Annotated in this window: 16 protein-coding genes; 12 read left to right on the top strand and 4 right to left on the bottom strand. The window is 58.2% G+C overall.

The genetic code is table 11. The features are described 5' to 3' along the window. Positions 1-44: 44 nt before the first annotated feature. From DV711_RS12205 to rsgA, 3 genes are all read right to left on the bottom strand, one after another. Positions 45-935, bottom strand: a complete 891-nt coding sequence (locus DV711_RS12205; RefSeq protein WP_243633809.1) for a sulfurtransferase — start codon at positions 933-935, stop codon at positions 45-47. A gap of 67 nt (positions 936-1,002) precedes the next feature. Further along, complete coding sequence (locus tag DV711_RS12200) at positions 1,003-2,646, bottom strand: HDOD domain-containing protein (RefSeq protein ID WP_165840104.1); 1,644 nt, start codon at positions 2,644-2,646, stop codon at positions 1,003-1,005. A 133-nt stretch (positions 2,647-2,779) separates the two neighbouring features. Continuing rightward, positions 2,780-3,817: a small ribosomal subunit biogenesis GTPase RsgA gene (gene rsgA / locus DV711_RS12195; protein WP_114695983.1), complete on the bottom strand. Its 1,038-nt coding sequence runs from the start codon at positions 3,815-3,817 to the stop codon at positions 2,780-2,782. A 178-nt stretch (positions 3,818-3,995) separates the two neighbouring features. Between rsgA and orn the strand changes: the two genes are divergently transcribed. Further along, positions 3,996-4,556, top strand: coding sequence for an oligoribonuclease (gene orn, locus DV711_RS12190; RefSeq protein ID WP_424398991.1), 561 nt, complete (start codon positions 3,996-3,998; stop codon positions 4,554-4,556). Positions 4,557-4,742: 186 nt separating this feature from the next. Further along, positions 4,743-5,108, top strand: a complete 366-nt coding sequence (locus DV711_RS12185) for a glutathione S-transferase N-terminal domain-containing protein (RefSeq protein ID WP_114695981.1) — start codon at positions 4,743-4,745, stop codon at positions 5,106-5,108. A 33-nt stretch (positions 5,109-5,141) separates the two neighbouring features. Here the strand turns inward: DV711_RS12185 and queG are convergent, their stop codons facing one another. After that, the gene (gene queG, locus DV711_RS12180) at positions 5,142-6,296 is read right to left on the bottom strand and encodes a tRNA epoxyqueuosine(34) reductase QueG (protein ID WP_114695980.1); all 1,155 of its coding nucleotides are present in this window, start codon (positions 6,294-6,296) and stop codon (positions 5,142-5,144) included. A 119-nt stretch (positions 6,297-6,415) separates the two neighbouring features. On the opposite strand from queG, the gene DV711_RS12175 reads away from it, so the two are divergent. The 10 genes from DV711_RS12175 (at position 6,416) to DV711_RS12130 (ending at position 17,441) form a co-directional block, all read left to right on the top strand. Next, positions 6,416-7,987 (top strand): NAD(P)H-hydrate dehydratase, encoded by a 1,572-nt coding sequence (locus DV711_RS12175; RefSeq protein ID WP_114695979.1) that lies wholly within the window; start codon positions 6,416-6,418, stop codon positions 7,985-7,987. Continuing rightward, positions 7,980-8,456, top strand: a complete 477-nt coding sequence (tsaE, locus tag DV711_RS12170; RefSeq protein ID WP_114695978.1) for a tRNA (adenosine(37)-N6)-threonylcarbamoyltransferase complex ATPase subunit type 1 TsaE — start codon at positions 7,980-7,982, stop codon at positions 8,454-8,456. Before DV711_RS12175 ends, tsaE begins: the two co-directional genes overlap by 8 nt. An 81-nt stretch (positions 8,457-8,537) precedes the next feature. Continuing rightward, positions 8,538-9,881 carry an N-acetylmuramoyl-L-alanine amidase gene (locus DV711_RS12165; RefSeq protein WP_424398990.1) on the top strand — a complete coding sequence of 448 codons (1,344 nt, stop codon included), beginning with the start codon at positions 8,538-8,540 and terminating at the stop codon, positions 9,879-9,881. A 409-nt stretch (positions 9,882-10,290) separates the two neighbouring features. Next, positions 10,291-12,180: a DNA mismatch repair endonuclease MutL gene (gene mutL, locus DV711_RS12160; protein ID WP_114695977.1), complete on the top strand. Its 1,890-nt coding sequence runs from the start codon at positions 10,291-10,293 to the stop codon at positions 12,178-12,180. A gap of 1 nt (position 12,181) precedes the next feature. After that, entirely contained in the window at positions 12,182-13,138 is a 957-nt protein-coding gene (miaA, locus tag DV711_RS12155; protein WP_114695976.1) for a tRNA (adenosine(37)-N6)-dimethylallyltransferase MiaA, read from the top strand. Between the two features lie 129 nt (positions 13,139-13,267). Beyond that, on the top strand, positions 13,268-13,510 hold the full coding sequence (hfq, locus tag DV711_RS12150; protein WP_114695975.1) for an RNA chaperone Hfq: 243 nt from the start codon (positions 13,268-13,270) through the stop codon (positions 13,508-13,510). A gap of 40 nt (positions 13,511-13,550) precedes the next feature. After that, the gene (hflX, locus tag DV711_RS12145; protein WP_114695974.1) at positions 13,551-14,858 is read left to right on the top strand and encodes a ribosome rescue GTPase HflX; all 1,308 of its coding nucleotides are present in this window, start codon (positions 13,551-13,553) and stop codon (positions 14,856-14,858) included. 112 nt (positions 14,859-14,970) lie between these two features. Then, positions 14,971-16,164: an FtsH protease activity modulator HflK gene (gene hflK, locus DV711_RS12140; protein ID WP_114695973.1), complete on the top strand. Its 1,194-nt coding sequence runs from the start codon at positions 14,971-14,973 to the stop codon at positions 16,162-16,164. A 1-nt stretch (position 16,165) separates the two neighbouring features. Further along, positions 16,166-17,053, top strand: coding sequence for a protease modulator HflC (hflC, locus tag DV711_RS12135; RefSeq protein WP_114695972.1), 888 nt, complete (start codon positions 16,166-16,168; stop codon positions 17,051-17,053). Positions 17,054-17,249: 196 nt separating this feature from the next. Continuing rightward, on the top strand, positions 17,250-17,441 hold the full coding sequence (locus DV711_RS12130) for a DUF2065 domain-containing protein (RefSeq protein WP_114695971.1): 192 nt from the start codon (positions 17,250-17,252) through the stop codon (positions 17,439-17,441). Positions 17,442-17,445 lie beyond the last annotated feature (4 nt).

The following is a 17,445-nucleotide window of genomic DNA, read 5'->3' as shown; positions in this document are numbered from 1 at the left end:
TTAATCTCGTTCAGGTGAAAGGTTAATCAGGTTATCGGGCGTTATCAGCGCTCGACGGGGGTGTCGGGGTGATTACCCCATTCAAACCAGGAACCGTCGTAGCAGCGGATATCCGGATATCCGAGGGCTTTGGCGATCAGGTAGGTCAGACCGGAGCGGCGATGGGTCTGGCAGTGGGTGACGACGGTTTTGTCGCTGCCCAGCCCAAGGCTGTCCAAGTGGCGGCGGATCGCTTCCAGATCCTGTAGGCGCCAGTCTTGCAGACCACGAAGGCTCGAGGTCCATTCGAAGTGGATCGCGCCGGGGATATGTCCTCCCTTGGCGGCGTTTACCACTTTATCTCCACGGTACTCTTCCGCCGAGCGGGCGTCCCAGATCGCCACCTGCTCATCGTCCAGGTGCTCCAGGATATAGGGGATATCCGCAACCAGAGACTCATTGATCTCGGCGACAAAGGTACTCGGCGTCGCTGAATTGGGTTGTTGCTCCAGTGCCAATCCAGCTCCGATCCAGGCGGGAAGTTGGCCGTGGATGACCGAGCTGTGGCGATGGCCGACGATATCCAGAGTCCAGATCAGTCGTCCGGCCAGCGCACCGAGCTGGTCGTCGTAGGCGATTACGTGGCTTGTGGCGGTCAGTCCAAGTTCAGAAAACAGCTGGCTGAGTTGATCAGCGTTCGGCAGTTTATTGGGTACCGGGCCGCTGCCGCGCTGTAATCGGGCCGGATCCATCCAGATAGCTCCGGGGACATGACCGCGAGCATAGCTGTCGGAGCTGCACAGATCGATAATCAGCAGATTCGGATTATCCAGCTGCTCGGACAGTGCTTGGGGTTCGAGTAACAACGGCAGGTCGGCCATAGAACATCTCAACAGCAAACTAAACGGCCGACCATTGTAGCCTATCGGCGCCGGACTGCGCAGTGCTGTTGTCATCGCTTTTGCCGACGGAGACAGGCTGTGTTGGGTTGACGCGGTTAGGCGCTAGTTGCAGGGGCCGATGTCAGCCGTCGTCGCGCTGATTGATCTGGTGCATGCAACGGTTGGCGGCAGCCATCAGCTGCTTGAACTTTTCAAACTGGAACTGGCTCAGGCGTGCCCCCCTGTCGCGCATATCCGCGTAGACAATCAGTGAGGGCCGTTGGTTGAGGAACAAAGATACCAACATAAAACTGTCTGGATGACAGACCGCCCGGAAGCGCTCGGACATCTCGGCGCGGATCTGGCGGTTGTTGTGCTCGCTGACCCAGACCGCGGTGGGCTTTTGCGCCAGTCGCTGCAGCAAGCCCGGATGCTTGAGGTTCATGGTCAGTCTGGTGATTCGATCATCGTGACTGCAGCCCCTGAACGACAGGGTCTTCAGGCGCATCTCGCCGTCGATATGGAAGGTCAGCGCGCGCTCAGCACCCAGAGCCTCGGTTAATGCCTTCTGCACCAGCTCGATCGCCTGACTGTGATCTTTAATCTTGTCTACCGCCTTGACCAGCCGGTGGAGAATTCTCTGGAACAGCTCCTTATCGACAAAGTCGCTGATCTCCAACTGTTCGGGCTCCGGCCTTGGAGCGCTTGACGGGGTGGCGTCATCGTCATCAACTTTCGGCTGGATCGATTTCCGCTTCAGTAATGTGGTCTCGACTTTGGTGGCCGCGCTCTCGCTGTCCAGGCGGTAGCTGAGAACCTGCTCGGACGGCAGCAGCAACATCATGGCAGCCGGGTTGAGCAGATCGGGCATCGGATGGGCACGGGATGCCTGGACACACTGTTGGTGGAGCAGGGCGTTGGTGTCGTCCAGCGGTTTTTGCAACAGATCGCTGATCAGTTGGCAGATTCGGACGGTCTTGGGGTAGTTCCAACCCATCGGTGCGGTCAGGCAGAGCCAGTTGGCCAGTTTGACCGGGTAATGTTGGGCATTCAGCAGCTGTTTGATGGTGCGTTTGTCATCTTCATCCAGCTCACCCAGTTGGGCCGCGCGCTGGTGGATCAGGTCCAGTTGCTGGGCGTCTGGAGAGTTCTCGTGTTTGAGGGCTTCGATCGCCAGCGGTGATAGCTGCCAGTGCTCCACCAGCCGTTCTGAGAGTTGTTGAACGGTACAGCCGAGTACCACCTGTTCGGCCTCGGCACTGTCCTGCTGCTGTTCGTAGATCCGGATTTTGATTTCGCTGGCCTGATGAGGGGCGTAGCGCCACAGCGCCCAGTGCCCCAAACCATAAAACAGCGCGGCGGTACGGGTGGCGTTGATGATCGAGGCATCGCGATATCGACAGAGCATCCGAGCCTGGGCGGCGGCGTGAAAGCTGTTACCCAGGGCATGGTAATACTGTTTATGGGGGACGCTGGCGTTATTGAGCTTGATGGCCGGGAGTTTGGTGGCTAGCTCGGTAATTCGTTCCAACCCCAGGGTGGCGACAGCCAGTTCGATGCTGGTGACGTTGGTATCGGGGTTGCGGTTCAGTTGGTTGGCGAGGCTGACGCAATGGAGCGACAGCACCGGATCGGATTCAATCAATGGAGTGAGCTGTTGTAGCGAGACAGCCGGATTCTGCAGCTGTTTGCGCAGTATCAGTACGGTACGGGCTGGAACCGGCAACAGCTTGTCGGCCAACAGCTCCAGCCATTGGTCAGCACCGGATGGGATAGGAGTCGACACCATTGAAATCCTTATGCTTCCCTAACTACCGATTTTTGAAAGGAATATAGCACCCCGCCGAGCCGCTTCCCAGTGTCGACCCAGGGCTCAAACCGCGCCTTGGTTGCGCTATGTCAACGACAGGGCCATTAATTCAATGGGGGCCGATGCCGTCCTCCAGACTCTGTCGGATTAGGCGGTAGCTCTCCATGCGACGCGGTTCGATCTTGCCCTGCTCCAGAGCCTCGAGCAGAGCACAGCTGGGTTCCTGCTGGTGTTTACAGTCACGGAATCTGCAGTGGCCCAGGAAGGGGCGGAATTCGACGAACCCTTCCAGCAGCTGCTCGGGTTCGATATGCCAGAGACCAAACTCGCGGATACCGGGGGAGTCGATCAGGTCGCCACCGTCAGGGAAGTGGTAGATCCGCGCCGTGGTGGTGGTGTGGGTACCTTTGAGTTTGGCTTCGGACAGGGCGCCGACTTTAATATCGACGCCGGGCAACAGGGTGTTGATCAGCGAGGATTTGCCCACCCCTGACTGGCCGACGAACACGCTGGTGCGCTGGTCGAGTTCGGCTTTCAGTTCGCGCAGACCTTCCTCGGACAGGGTCGAGGCGTGCAGCACCTTGTAGCCGATCTGCTCATAGCTGGCGAGCATCTTGTCCAGCTCGGCCCGACGCTCGGGCTCGGTCAACAGGTCGGTTTTGTTGAGCAGGATGACCGGCTCTATGCCGCTGACTTCGGCGGCCACCAGATAGCGGTCGATCAGGTTGGCAAACGGGGTCGGTTCCGGCGCGATGGTGATGACGATGTAGTCGATATTGGCGGCGACCGGGCGCAGCTCGCCGCGGCTGTTGGGGCGTGACAACAACGAGTGACGGGGCAGAGTTGCCACGATCACGCCGTAGGGGTGGCCCTTACGCCAGACCACCTTATCGCCGGTGACCAGGGCTCCGAGATTGGCGCGCATATGGCAGCGCTGGATCTCGCCGCGATGCTCGCCTTCGAGAACTTCGACATCCACCTGGGAGCCGAAATGGGACACGATCAGGCCTTGTTGCTCCGGTCCCAGTTCACCCGACTGCAGGCTGGCATCGATCTGTTGATCTTTTTTGCTGGCGCGCTCGATCCGCTCTTGTTGAATTTTATTGATGCGCCAGGATTGGCGACGATTGAGTTTGCGTTTGCTCATTGAGTGATCGAAAACCTGCGATGATGCCCGGAGTGCTTGAAGTGGGTTCGTGAAAGGGCTAAACATAGCACACTATCAACCACTCTCGGGCAATTACTCGTGGGCAGCTGTTGGCTTTCTCAGAGGCAATGGACTGGCCGCAAGGGCGTGCCTGGACACCCGAATACGACAGGAAATGATGATGTCACAGTCAAGCAGTAAGCAAACCAATCTGATCTGGATCGATCTGGAGATGACTGGGTTGGACCCCAAAAAAGAGCGCATCATCGAGATCGCCACCATCGTCACCGATGCGGACCTCAATATCATCGCCGAGGGGCCGAACCTTGTGATCAATCAGCCCGACAGCCTGCTCGACGCGATGGACGAGTGGTGCACTCGACAGCATGGTCAGTCCGGTCTGACCCAGCGAGTACGCGATAGCAAGGTCAGCGAGCGTGATGCCGAGCTGGCGACGCTAGCGTTTATCCGAGAGCATGTCGACGAAGGCGCTTCACCGATCTGCGGCAACAGCATCGGCCAGGACCGTCGTTTCCTGGTGGCCTACATGCCCGAACTGGAAACGTTTTTCCACTACCGTAACCTGGATGTCAGCACCATCAAGGAGCTGGCTCGACGCTGGCGCCCGGAGGTTCTCGACGGGGTGAAGAAGAAGGGCTCCCACCTGGCCTTGGATGATATCCGCGATTCGATCAACGAACTGGTCCACTACCGCGAGACTTTCTTTCAGATGCCTTAGCGAACCTGCGAACAAGTCTCTGCGGCTTCTGCAAGAGCCAGAAGTTCGCAAGGACTCATTTGCAGGTTCCTTAGCCGGCTACCTTGCTTGAAGAATTGATCGGTTCTTTATCTCGGGCGGTTGATTATGAAATAATCGCGCGCCCGAGATTTTTCCTATTTAGCTTCACTATTTTGAGGTACTGAAATGAGCTTCGTTCGCTGGTTTGTGGGACGCATTGTGCTGTTGATCAATTGGCTGACCTGGCCCAAGTCGGCCAAACGTCCGTCTGAGTCACAGCAACAGGTTGAACAGCAACTGGCCGCCTACTCGCTCTACCAGTTCGAAGCGTGCCCGTTTTGCGTCAAGGTTCGCCGTGCGATGCAGCGCCTGAATCTGCCGATCGAGCTGCGTGATGCCAAGAAAAATGCCCAACAGCGCCAGGAGCTGCTGGAGCAGGGTGGTCGGGTCAAAGTGCCTTGTCTGCGGATTGAAGAAGCGGATGGCCAAGTCCGCTGGATGTACGAATCCGACGATATCATTGCCCACCTGAGCGAGCGTTTTCCGGTTTAAATTCCCGCAAGGGCTGATTAGTTAGAGCAGGCGTTAGAGCAGGTGGCGTACCTTGCGTGGCTGCCTGTCGGTCAACGGCAGCGGTGAAGGCCCTTGCTCGCTGCTAAGCTGCTCGATCGCCCAGGCGACATGTTCACGGACCAGCTCTGACGGGTTGTCCTGCTGCTGCTTCAACACCTCGATCATGGCCTTGTCGCCACTGTTACCCAACCCCACCGCCAAATTTCTTAGCCAGCCTTGATAACCACTACGCCGGATCGGTGAGCCTTCGGTTTTCTTCAAAAAGGTCGCTTCATCCCACTGAAACAGTTCGGCCAGCTCGATAGTGTCGAGCTGGTGGCGGGGGTTGAAATCACTCTCGCCAGTGAAGTGGCAATAGCGGTTCCACGGGCAAACCAGCTGGCAGTCATCGCAGCCGAACACCCGGTTGCCGATCAGGGGGCGCAATTCCAGCGGGATCGGCTCCTTCGATTCGATCGTCAGGTAGGAGATGCATCGGCGGGCATCCAGCACGTAGGGTTCGGGGATCGCATCGGTGGGGCAGACATCGATACAGGCGCTGCAGCGACTGCAGTGATCTTCGGTGTAGGGGGCATCGTCCACGAGCGGTAGATCGGTAAACAACTCCCCCAGCACGAAATAGCTGCCGGCTTTGCGGTCGATCAGCAAGCTGTGCTTGCCCTGCCAGCCGAGTCCGGCCCGTTGGGCCATCGGCTTCTCCATCACCGGTGCACTATCGACGAAGGGGCGGTAGTTAAAACTGCCGCAGTGTTGTTCGATCTGTTTGGCCAGTCGGACCAGCCGCTTGCGTAGAGTCTTGTGGTAATCACGGCCCAATGCATAGCGCGAGATGTAAGCCTGGTTGGGATTTTGCAGCACCCGCACCGTCTCCACCTCCGGTGGCAGATAATCCATGCGCACGCTGATCACTTTCAGGGTGCCTGGGTGCAGCTGCTCGGGGTGGCGTCGCAGTTCCCGGTGGTTGGCCAGATAGCCCATCGAGCCATGGAAGCCCTTGTTCAACCAGGCTTCAAGGCGCTGAACCGCATCGGCGGTGTCGATACCGGTAATGCCGACGGCGCTGAAGCCCAGCTCTTTGGCCCAGTCTTTGACCTGGGCGGTCAACTGTTCGGGGCTGGCCGATATCGAGGGCTGGGTCGGGGCTTGCGGCTCGGGTTTGCTGGGCATGGGAAACGGGGTCAAAAAACTATACTTTATAGAGAATTTGCGAAAATACGCGGTGGATCCGGCGTTGTTTCGTCAACTATTCACCAAGAATCCTAATGATACCGACAACAGGAGTTGCGATGCCATTCTCGCCCCCGGAAAACGGCCTTGGGCTCTATAGCGCCGAGCAGACTCGACAGCTGGACCGCAGCGCGATCCAGGATCAGGGTATCGACGGTTTTGAGCTGATGAAGCGAGCCGGCAGAGCTGCTTACCGAGCCTTGCGCCAGCATTGGCCTGATGTGCGCCGTCTAACCCTGATCAGCGGCAGCGGTAATAATGGTGGCGATGCCTTGGTGGTGGCAGCGATGGCGCTGGAACAGCAGTTTCAGGTGCAGATGCTGCTGCTCGGGGGTGAGCAGACCCGGCAGAAGTTGCGCGGTGAAGCGCGACAGGCGCTGGAGTGGGCCGAGCGGCGAGGTGTCGAGGTGCGGGCCTATGACCCAGAAGAGGACTTCAGTGGCGAGCTGATCGTCGATGGCTTGCTGGGTACCGGTCTCAGCGGCGAGGTGCGTGGCGACTATCGATCGCTGATTGAGCGGATCAATGCCAGCGGGCTGCCGGTATTGGCGCTGGATATCCCTTCGGGTCTCTGTGCCGATACCGGAGCCGAGCTGGGGGCTGCCATCCGAGCGCAGTTGACGATCAGCTTTATCGGCATCAATACCGGACTGCTGACCCATCAGGGGCCCGCCTGTTGTGGAAAGGTGCTGTTTGACTCGCTGTCGGTGCCCGACGAGGTTTACCAGGCGATACCCACCGGGATCCGAGTGATCGGCCCCTCGTTGTTGAGTCGGTGCCTGGGGCCACGGGATCGAACCGCCCACAAGGGCAGCTTCGGTCATGTGATGGTGGTCGGCGGCGATCATGGGATGGCCGGGGCTGTACTGATGAGCTCTGAGGCGGCGCTTCGAAGCGGCAGTGGTCTGGTGTCGGTGGTGACCCGACCCGAGCATGTGGCGCTCTGTACCGGTCATCGTCCCGAAGTGATGACCCATGGGGTGGACTCAGGGCAGGACCTGGAGCCTTTGATCGAAAGGGCCAGCGTGATTGCGATAGGGCCCGGGTTAGGGAAGAATGCCTGGTCGGGACAGCTGTTGCGGGTGGTGCAGGCGCAACAGGTTTCGCTGGTGGTCGATGCTGATGGTTTGAACCTGCTGGCGGAAGGTCAGCTGATCGAACCCGTACGTCGGGATAACTGGGTGCTGACGCCTCATCCCGGTGAAGCTGCCCGGTTGTTGGGTTGTACGGTGGCGGAAATTCAAGCCGACCGGTTTAGCGCCGTTAAACAGATACAGCAACGCTATGGTGGCGTGGTGGTGCTCAAGGGTGCCGGAACGCTGGTGTGCGATGGAGCTCGTATCCGACTCTGCAGTCGCGGTAATCCCGGGATGGCCAGTGGCGGCATGGGTGATGTGCTCAGCGGCGTCGTGGCTGCCTTGTTAGCTCAAGGGCTGGACGCTTTCGATGCCGCCTCGGTGGCGGTCGAGGTTCATGGTCGTGCGGCGGATCTGTTGGCGGCTAAGGCTGGCGAGCGAGGATTGGCGGCGACGGACCTGATCGCACCCATTCGATGGTTGCTCAACCCATCGTTAGCGGTGAAGCAGTTGGAAAGTAGTGAGCGAGCAGACTTTGAGGGCATCAATGGCTGAAGTACAGCGTTGGGATCTGGCCGATGAGGCCCGGATGGTAGAATTTGGCGGACAACTCGGGCAAGCCGCCAGACCCCAGGCGACCATCTATCTACATGGCAACCTAGGGATGGGTAAAACCACCCTCAGTCGTGGTGTGGTGCAATCGTTTGGGCATACAGCCGTAGTTAAGAGTCCCACCTATACGCTGGTGGAGCCCTACGAACTGGAACAGGGACGGGTTTATCATTTTGATCTGTACCGTCTTGCCGATCCCGAAGAGCTCGAGTTTCTGGGGATTCGCGACTATTTCTCGATCGAAGCGGTTCGTCTGATCGAGTGGCCGGAGAAAGGGGATGGTATTTTGCCGGGGGCGGATCTGGAACTGCTGATCGAAAAGCAGGGAACTGGACGCCAGGTGACGGTCAAAGCCAATAACACCCTCGGAGAGCAGGTACTGACTCGGCTGGTTGAGAGCTCGGCTGGCTGAGTACGGTTGGGCGGGTAGCCCTGTTTGTACGTTTCGGGTTGAATAAGAAACTGAATAAAAGTCGGATCAACAGGTGAGCAGGTGTTGAGAAGGGGAATTCATCGGGTAACGGTCGGTTTGCTTGGCCTATTGGTGCTGCTGAGCAGTACGCTGTTGTCGGCTGCAACCGTTAAACAGGTGCGGGTCTGGCCGGCGCCTGATCATACGCGCCTGGTATTTGATCTGTCCGGTCAGGCCGAACATAAGCTGTTCACGCTGGCCAATCCCTCCCGGATCGTTATCGATCTGGCAAACAGCAAGATGGCGGCCAAGCTCAGTAATCTAGAGCTGGCCAAAACCCCGATTCAGAACATTCGCAGCGGTAAACGTGGTGCCAGTGGGCTGCGAATCGTACTCGACCTGAAAAGTCAGACCCAGCCGCGCAGTTTCAGCCTTAAACCCAATGCCAAGTACGGTCACCGTCTGGTAGTTGATCTGGTCAACAAGAAAAAGGCCGAGGTCAAGACGGTCAAACAGCTCGCCACCAAAGGCAACAGCAAGCGGGATATCGTGATTGCGATCGATGCCGGCCATGGGGGTGAAGACCCGGGTGCCATCGGCCCGGGCAGAGTTAAAGAGAAGGATGTGGTGCTGCGGATCGCCCGCGAACTGGCAGCGCTGTTCAAGGCCGAAGCGGGATTCAAGCCGGTGCTGATCCGTGACAGCGACTATTATGTCGGGCTGCGTAACCGGACCCGCAAGGCTCGTAATGCTGGAGCTGACCTGTTTGTCTCGATCCATGCGGATGCCTTTAAACGCAGCAGCGCTCGTGGGGCATCGGTCTGGACCCTGTCGGAGCGGGGCGCCAGTAGTGAGATGGGGCGCTGGTTGGCGGGACGTGAGAACAGCACCGACCTGATCGGTGGCGTCGGAACCCTGAGCAAAGATAACGACAACGATGTGCTCGAAGGGGTGCTGCTGGACATGTCGATGCACTCCAGTATCAGTCACTCTCGAGAAGTAGGCAGCCATGTGCAGCGATATATGGGCAAGGTGGCCCATATGCATAAGAAGCAGGTTCAACACGCCGGCTTTATGGTGCTGAAGTCACCGGATATTCCGTCGATCTTGGTCGAAACCGGATTTATTTCGAATCCCGGCGAAGCCCGTCTGCTGCAGCAGCGCAGTCACCAGCGCAAACTGGCGCAGTCGATCTTCAACGGCATTAAGGTGCATTTCAGCAAAAAACCGCCTCCAGGGACCCTGTTGGCCTGGAAGCAGAACGGCGGTGATAGCAATACTACCCGTTATAAAGTATCCCGCGGCGATACCCTGTCGGTGATCGCTAGCCGCAACGGAGTGGCGTTGAAGCGGTTGCGGGAAGTTAACGGACTCAAATCCGACGTGATTCGGGTTGGACAGGTGTTGCGGATTCCCGCATCCTAACCCCTCTCTAAAAAATCGAGCTGACAACGGCGAACCTAGGGAATCTTCGAACAAGTCTTTGCGGCTTCTGCAAGCGCCTGAAGTGCGCAAGTTCTAGGCGCAAGCTGCAGCTAATGGCCGTCGCCCTTAGCAAAGGTTGCAACGACGAAATTGTGTACTTCAAGCCTTGCCCTGCGGGGCTTTCAGCTTGATCCGCACTCTGCGTTGCAGCTTTTTGCAAGGTCTAGACATTGCTTCAAAACTGCGCATGGATTGCGAACCAAGCTGAAAGCCAGAAGCTAGCAAGGACTTATTCGCAGGTTCCCCAGGTGTTCGCCGTGTCTCTTTCTGACGGGTACCCGAGTAGTCTCGGCCTGTCTGAAATAACCCAACAGAATCGTGCCACCGAGTTACCCTGAGCCACCTACGCATGAACCGAATCTCACTGTTATCCCCCCGTCTTGCTAACCAGATTGCCGCCGGCGAGGTGGTTGAGCGTCCGGCCTCGGTGGTCAAGGAGCTACTGGAAAACAGCCTGGATGCCGGGGCGGATCGAATCGAGGTCGATGTCGAGCAGGGCGGGGTCAAATTGATCCGGATACGGGATAACGGCGCGGGAGTTCTCAAAGAGGACCTGGCGCTGGCGCTGAGTCGTCATGCCACCAGCAAAATCAAAGATCTGGATGATCTTGAGGCAGTGGCGACCCTGGGCTTCCGGGGTGAGGCGCTGGCCAGTATCAGTTCGGTGTCGAGGTTGGCGATGACCTCCTGCGCCGCCGGAGAATCCGAATCCTGGCAGGTGCGGGCCGAGGGGCGTGAGATGGTGCCGGAATTACAACCCGCCGCCCATCCGCCGGGCACGACCATCGAAATGCGTGATCTGTTTTTTAATACGCCGGCGCGACGCAAATTCCTGCGGACCGAGAAAACCGAATTTGGTCATCTGGAAGAGGTGGTTAAACGGCTGGCATTGAGTCGTTTCGATGTTGCGATCAGCTTGCGCCATAACGGACGGGTGATTCATCAGCTGCGCCCAGCCAGTAGCCAGGCCGAGTTGGAGCGCCGAGTGGCATCGCTCTGTGGCCCCAAGTTTATGGAGAATGCCGTCGCGCTGGATGTCGAAGCTGCCGGCTTGCGGTTGTGGGGTTGGGTTGGCCTGCCCACTTTCTCCCGTTCTCAGGCCGATCTGCAATATTTCTTTGTTAATGGCCGTTCGATCCGCGACAAGCTGGTGGCCCATGCGGTGCGTCAGGCGTATCGGGATGTACTTTACAACGGGCGTCACCCGACCTTTGTGCTGTTTCTGGAGCTCAATCCGGCCGATGTGGATGTCAATGTCCATCCCACCAAGCATGAAGTGCGTTTCCGCGATGGCCGGTTGGTCCACGATTTTCTATTCCGTACCCTGCATCGCGGCTTGGCCGAGGTCAGTCCGGCCGACCAAGTTGAAGCGGGAGGAATCTCGCCGCCGGGATTGACCCAGCTCGATTCGGGGCCGGCTGCTGCTGATCAAGGTTCGTCGTTGCAACAACAAGCGATGCCGTTGGGGTTTTCTCGCCCTGCTGCTCCGCAACCGACCCCCGGACGGGTGCAGGAGCAGATTGCCGCCTACGGCGCGTTGCATCCGCCAGGGGTTGCGCCAAATATCGAGCCGGCAACGGTTGCGGTGCCGCCCCCGTCGATGGGGTATGGGATGCCGGACCCGACCGCGAGCTCGTCAGAGTCGGCAACCGAAACACCGCCGCTGGGGTATGCGGTGGCGCAGTTACACGGAATCTACATCCTGTCTCAGAACGAGCAGGGGCTGGTGGTGGTCGACATGCATGCGGCCCATGAGCGGGTGGTCTACGAGCGGATGAAGGTCTCTTTTGCCGAGGAGGGGATTACCTCGCAGCCGTTGTTGGTGCCCCAATCGATGGCGCTGAGTAGTCAGGAAGCCGATTGCGCCGAAGAGTTTGCCGAGCTGTTCAGGCAGCTGGGCTTTGAGTTGGCCCGAATGAGCGAAGAGTCGCTGGTGATCCGTCAGGTACCGGCGCTGTTGAAGCAGACCGATGTGGAGCAGTTGGTGCGCGATGTGCTGGCTGATCTACGGGTGCTGGGCGATAGCGACCGGGTTCAGGCCGAGATGAACCAGATTCTTGCGACCATGGCCTGCCACGGCTCGGTCCGGGCTAACCGCCAGTTGACTCTGCCGGAGATGAATGCGCTGCTGCGGGATATGGAGCGTACCGAACGCAGTGGCCAGTGTAACCACGGCCGGCCGACCTGGACCCAGCTGGATATGGATGCGCTGGATAAATTGTTCCTGAGGGGGCAGTAGTATGAATTCCTCTACCCACTCCCAGGTTGAACAGTGCCCGGTCATCTGTCTGATGGGCGCCACCGCTACCGGCAAGACCGACCTTGCGGTCAGACTGGCCGAACAGCTACCCTGCGATCTGATCAGTGTCGATTCGGCACTGATCTACCGCGAGATGGATATCGGCACCGCCAAGCCCGATGCCGAATTGCTGGCCCGAGCCCCGCACCGGCTGATCGATATTCGAGATCCGGCCGAAAGCTATTCGGCGGCGGAGTTTCGAGCCGATGCGCTGGCCGAGATCGAAGCGATCCATGCCCAGGGGCGTATTCCGCTATTGGTCGGCGGGACCATGCTCTATTTCAAGACCCTGCTGGAGGGGCTGGCGACCCTGCCCAAGGCGGATCCCGAGGTTCGTCAGCGATTGCTGGATCAGGCGCAGCTCCATGGCTGGGAGTCGTTGCATCAACGCCTGGGTGAGGTCGATCCGGTCTCGGCGCAACGAATTCACCCCAACGATCCCCAGCGTCTGCAGCGGGCGTTGGAGGTCTATGAGCTGACCGGCCAGAGTCTGACCGAACTGTGGCAGCAACAGCAGCAGGTGCAGTTGCCGTTTCAGCCCTTACAGTTGAGTATCGACGTGGCTGACCGAGCTTGGCTTCACCAGCGTATCGAGCAGCGTTTTCGGATCATGATCGATGAGGGGTTTGAGCAAGAGGTACGTGCGCTGTACCAACGCGGAGACCTCGATCCTTCAATGCCATCGATCCGCTGTGTCGGGTATCGCCAGATGTGGGCCTACCTGGATGGGGAGATTGGATTCGACAGCATGGTTGAGCGTGGTATTATCGCGACCCGCCAGCTAGCCAAGCGCCAACTAACCTGGCTGCGGGGCTGGCCCGACCATCATCGAATCGACGCACGCGACGACGATATCCTGGGTAATACCTTGAAATTGATAGATGACTACCTTATATAGGTGGACTACGGGCCATTAGCGCGTGCTTGATTACGACGGCTTATCTAAGCTTTAGCCGTCGGTTTTCGTTATTGACCGCTTATTGCTGTATTTATTAATCGTATTTTCAGTACTTGAAAGGAGTACACAATGTCAAAAGGGCAAACCTTACAAGACCCTTACCTCAACGTTTTGCGCAAGGAGCGGGTACCCGTATCCATCTTTCTGGTCAACGGCATCAAGCTGCAGGGCCAGATCGAATCCTTCGATCAGTTTGTCATTCTGCTGAAGAACACCGTCAGCCAGATGGTCTACAAGCACGCCATCTCGACCGTCGTGCCTTCCCGTCCGGTTAAGACGCCGGTACAGGCAACCGAGGGTGAAGACGCTTAAGGCGTAGCTTCTTCTCAATTTATTACCATTAGGGACAGCTTTGTTTTTTGAACGGCCTGAATCGGGCGAAATAGCGGTATTGGTTCATCTCGATCTGGCTGAAGAATCCGAACGGGAAGACCCGAAGGAGTTCGAAGAGCTCGCGTTGTCCGCCGGTGCGGATCCTGTGGCGCTGATCACCGGATCCCGCAACCGTCCCAGTCCCCAGTATTTTGTCGGCCAGGGCAAGGCCGAAGAGATCGCCGAGGTTGCGCGTCAGCATGACGCCAAGCTGGTGCTCTTCAATCATGCCTTGTCGCCGGGTCAGGAGCGTAACCTGGAGCAGCTGCTGCAGTGTCGCGTGCTGGACCGTACCGGCTTGATCCTGGATATCTTTGCCCAACGTGCCCGCACCTACGAAGGTAAGCTACAGGTTGAGCTGGCTCAGCTGGAGCATATGTCGACCCGCCTGATCCGTGGTTGGACCCACCTGGAGCGGCAGAAGGGGGGGATCGGTTTACGTGGGCCGGGTGAAACCCAGCTTGAAACCGACCGACGTTTGCTGCGGGCTCGGATCAAATCGATCCTGAGTCGCTTGACCAAGGTCCGCAAACAGCGGGACCAGGGGCGTCGCCAGCGCCAGCGTGCCGAGATCGCGACGGTCTCGTTGGTCGGTTACACCAATGCAGGCAAATCGACCCTGTTCAATCGCATCACCGAATCGGAGGTCTATGCCGCCGATCAGTTGTTCGCCACCCTCGATCCGACCCTGCGCCGGATTGAAGTGGCCGATGTGGGGCCGGTGGTACTGGCCGATACGGTCGGGTTTATCCGTCATCTGCCGCACAAATTGGTGGAGGCGTTCCGGGCCACGCTGCAGGAGACCATCGAGGCGACCCTGTTGCTGCATGTTATTGATGCGGCAAGCGAAGAGCGTGATGCCAACATCGAAGAGGTCAGCTCGGTGCTGCATGAGATCGGCGCTGATACGGTACCGGTGCTTGAGGTCTACAATAAGATTGACTTGATCGATCAGGCTCAGCCTCGGATCGAACGGGACGATCAAGGCAGGCCACAGCGGGTCTGGTTATCCGCTGCGACGGGAGCCGGAACCGAGCTGTTGCCACAGGCGATTGCCGAACTTCTGGGTGACGAAGTTGTCCACCAAACGCTACACCTTGCACCGCATGAAGGGGCTTTCCGGGCTCAACTTTATGCCCAGAATGCGGTGTTGGACGAACAGGTGGACGAGGCAGGACAGTTGGCGCTGGAGGTCAGAATACAAAAGCGCGACCTGTTACAGATTTTGACCCGGGTCGGTATCGATCCGGAACGGTTTTTACCGCCAGTTGAAGACGACCCCTGGTAGGGGATGGTAGACGTTGGCTGTGTTGCATGGCCACCGGCGGCTACCTAGAATGTGTCGGTATAAACAACGACTTAACGATTATTAACTGATTACTAATAAAACGGAGACGCTTATGGCTTGGAATGAGCCGGGTGGCAACGGTAACAACCAGGATCCCTGGAGCGGCGGTGGCAATCGCGGCGGCGGTGGGAACCGTGGGGGTGAAGGGCCGCCAGATCTGGATGAGGCGCTGCGCAAACTGCAGGAGAAACTGAACGGTATCTTCGGTGGCGGCGGCAGTGGTTCTGGCTCAAGCTCTGGCAAGGGCAGTTCGCTCGGTACCGGCGGCATCTTGCTGTTGATCGCTGGACTGTTGGTGGTCTGGGCCGCAATGGGCTTCTACACCGTCAACGAACAGGAGCGGGTGGTTATCCTGCGTCTGGGTAAATTCCACGATACTCAGCTGCCGGGCCTGCGTTGGAATCCGCCGTTGATCGACCAGCGTTTCCCCGTCAATGTGACTCAGGTGCGTTCTAAGGATCACCGGGCGCTGATGCTGACCGAAGACGAGAATATCGTCGAAGTCGGGCTGAAGGTGCAGTACCGGGTTACCGATCCGCAGTCCTACGTGCTGAAAGTACGTGATCCCGAAATCAGTCTGGGTCACGCTACCGAGAGTGCGTTGCGTCATGTGGTAGGTACCTCCGAGATGCACTTCATTCTGACCGAAGGTCGTGAGCTGTTGGCAACCGACGTGCAGAATCGTCTGCAAGCCTATATGGACAGCTACGGCACTGGTCTACGGATCTCCAAGGTCAACATCGAGAGCACCAGTGCGCCGACCCAGGTGCAATCGGCCTTCGATGACGTGATCAAGGCCCGAGAGGATGAGCAGCGGGTTAAGAACGAAGCGGAATCCTACGCCAACGGTATCGTTCCGGAAGCGCGTGGTAAGGCTCAGCGGATGCTGGAAGAAGCCAACGCTTACCGCGAAGAGGTAGTGGCCAAGGCCCAGGGTGAGGCGGATCGTTTCAGCAAGCTGCAAACCGAGTATGCCAAGGCACCGGTGGTTACCCGTGAACGGATGTACCTGGATGCGGTTTCTTCGGTTCTGGCCAATTCGTCCAAGGTGTTGATGGACGTCGAGGGCGGCAACAACATCATGTATCTGCCGCTGGATCAGATCGTCAATCGCCGTGGCGGCGGTGGTGAGATCAACTTGGGCGGCAGCTCGAGTCTCGATAGCCGCAGTGTCGACGCGGTTGCCGATGAGGTCATCGAGCGTCTACGACGTCGTCAATCCACCATCAGACGGGAGGAGCGTTAACATGAACAGTGGACGTACTTTTGCCGTAATGGCAGCGTTGCTGCTGCTGGTTGTGGTTGCCAATAACTCGCTCTTTATCATCAAAGAGACCGAGCGTGCGGTGAAGCTGCAGTTCGGTGAGGTGGTCAATCCGGACCTCAAGCCCGGGCTGCATATCAAGATGCCGATCGTGAACTCGATCACCAAGTTCGATGGTCGGGTGCAGACGCTGGATTCGCGTCCGCAGGATTACCTGACCCTGGAGAAAAAGCGTCTGATCGTTGACTCCTTCGTCAAGTGGCGGATCGCCGACGTTAAGACCTACTACACCGCAACTTCCGGTGACGAATTCCGTGCTGCTGACCTGTTGGCTTCGCGGATGGATACCCGACTGCGGAACAAGTTTGGTCGTCGTACCCTGACCGAGGTAGTCTCCGGTGATCGTGAAGAGATGATGGTGCAGCTGACCAAAGAGCTGACCGAGATCACTCAGCAGGAGCTGGGTATCGAGGTGGTTGATGTTCGGGTCAAGCGGATCGATCTGCCGACCGAGGTAAGTCAGTCGGTTTACGATCGGATGCGGACCGAGCGGGAACGGGAAGCCCGGGAGCTGCGCTCCAAGGGTAACGAGCTGGCCGAAGGTATCCGCGCCGATGCTGACCGTCAGAAGACCGTAATTCTGGCTGAAGCCTTCCGTGAAGCGGAGCAGGTCCGAGGTGATGGTGATGCAGTGGCTGCTTCCACCTACGCCCAGGCGTACCAGAAGGATCCGGAGTTCTACTCCTTCTACCGCAGCCTCAATGCCTACAAGGACACCTTCAACAGCAAGGATGACGTGATGGTGCTGGAGCCGGGTAGTGACTTCTTCAAGTACCTGAACGCAGCAGGCGGGGCTGGCTTGGCCAACTAAAGCCTTATTCGAAGCCGGTCGATTGCGGTCCTTTGGGGCTGCCATCGACGAGCGCTTCGTGTATTATTCCGCAACCGGGACCCTGTCCCGGTTTTTTTGTGTGTGGATGCCGTGTTTTTGCCCGCGCCGGGATCGTTGAGAGGCTGTCGGGAGGCCAGGGAGCTGTCGAGGGCTCAATGGAACTGTCGAGAACCTTATGGAACTGTGGCGTGAGTTGCTGATTGCGTTATGCCTGGTGTTGGTGCTGGAGGGTATTATTCCGTTCCTCTACCCGCAGCGCTGGCGCTCGATGGTACAGCAGCTGGCCAACGTGGATGACCGCACCTTACGGATTACCGGACTGGTTTGTATGCTGGCCGGAACCGGGCTGTTGTATCTGGTTCACTGACAGC

Source organism: Motiliproteus coralliicola, from assembly GCF_003345655.1.
Classification (GTDB): domain Bacteria; phylum Pseudomonadota; class Gammaproteobacteria; order Pseudomonadales; family Balneatricaceae; genus Motiliproteus; species Motiliproteus coralliicola.
The sequence above is the reverse complement of the archived record's forward strand: the minus strand, read 5'-3'. Positions and strand labels throughout refer to the sequence as shown.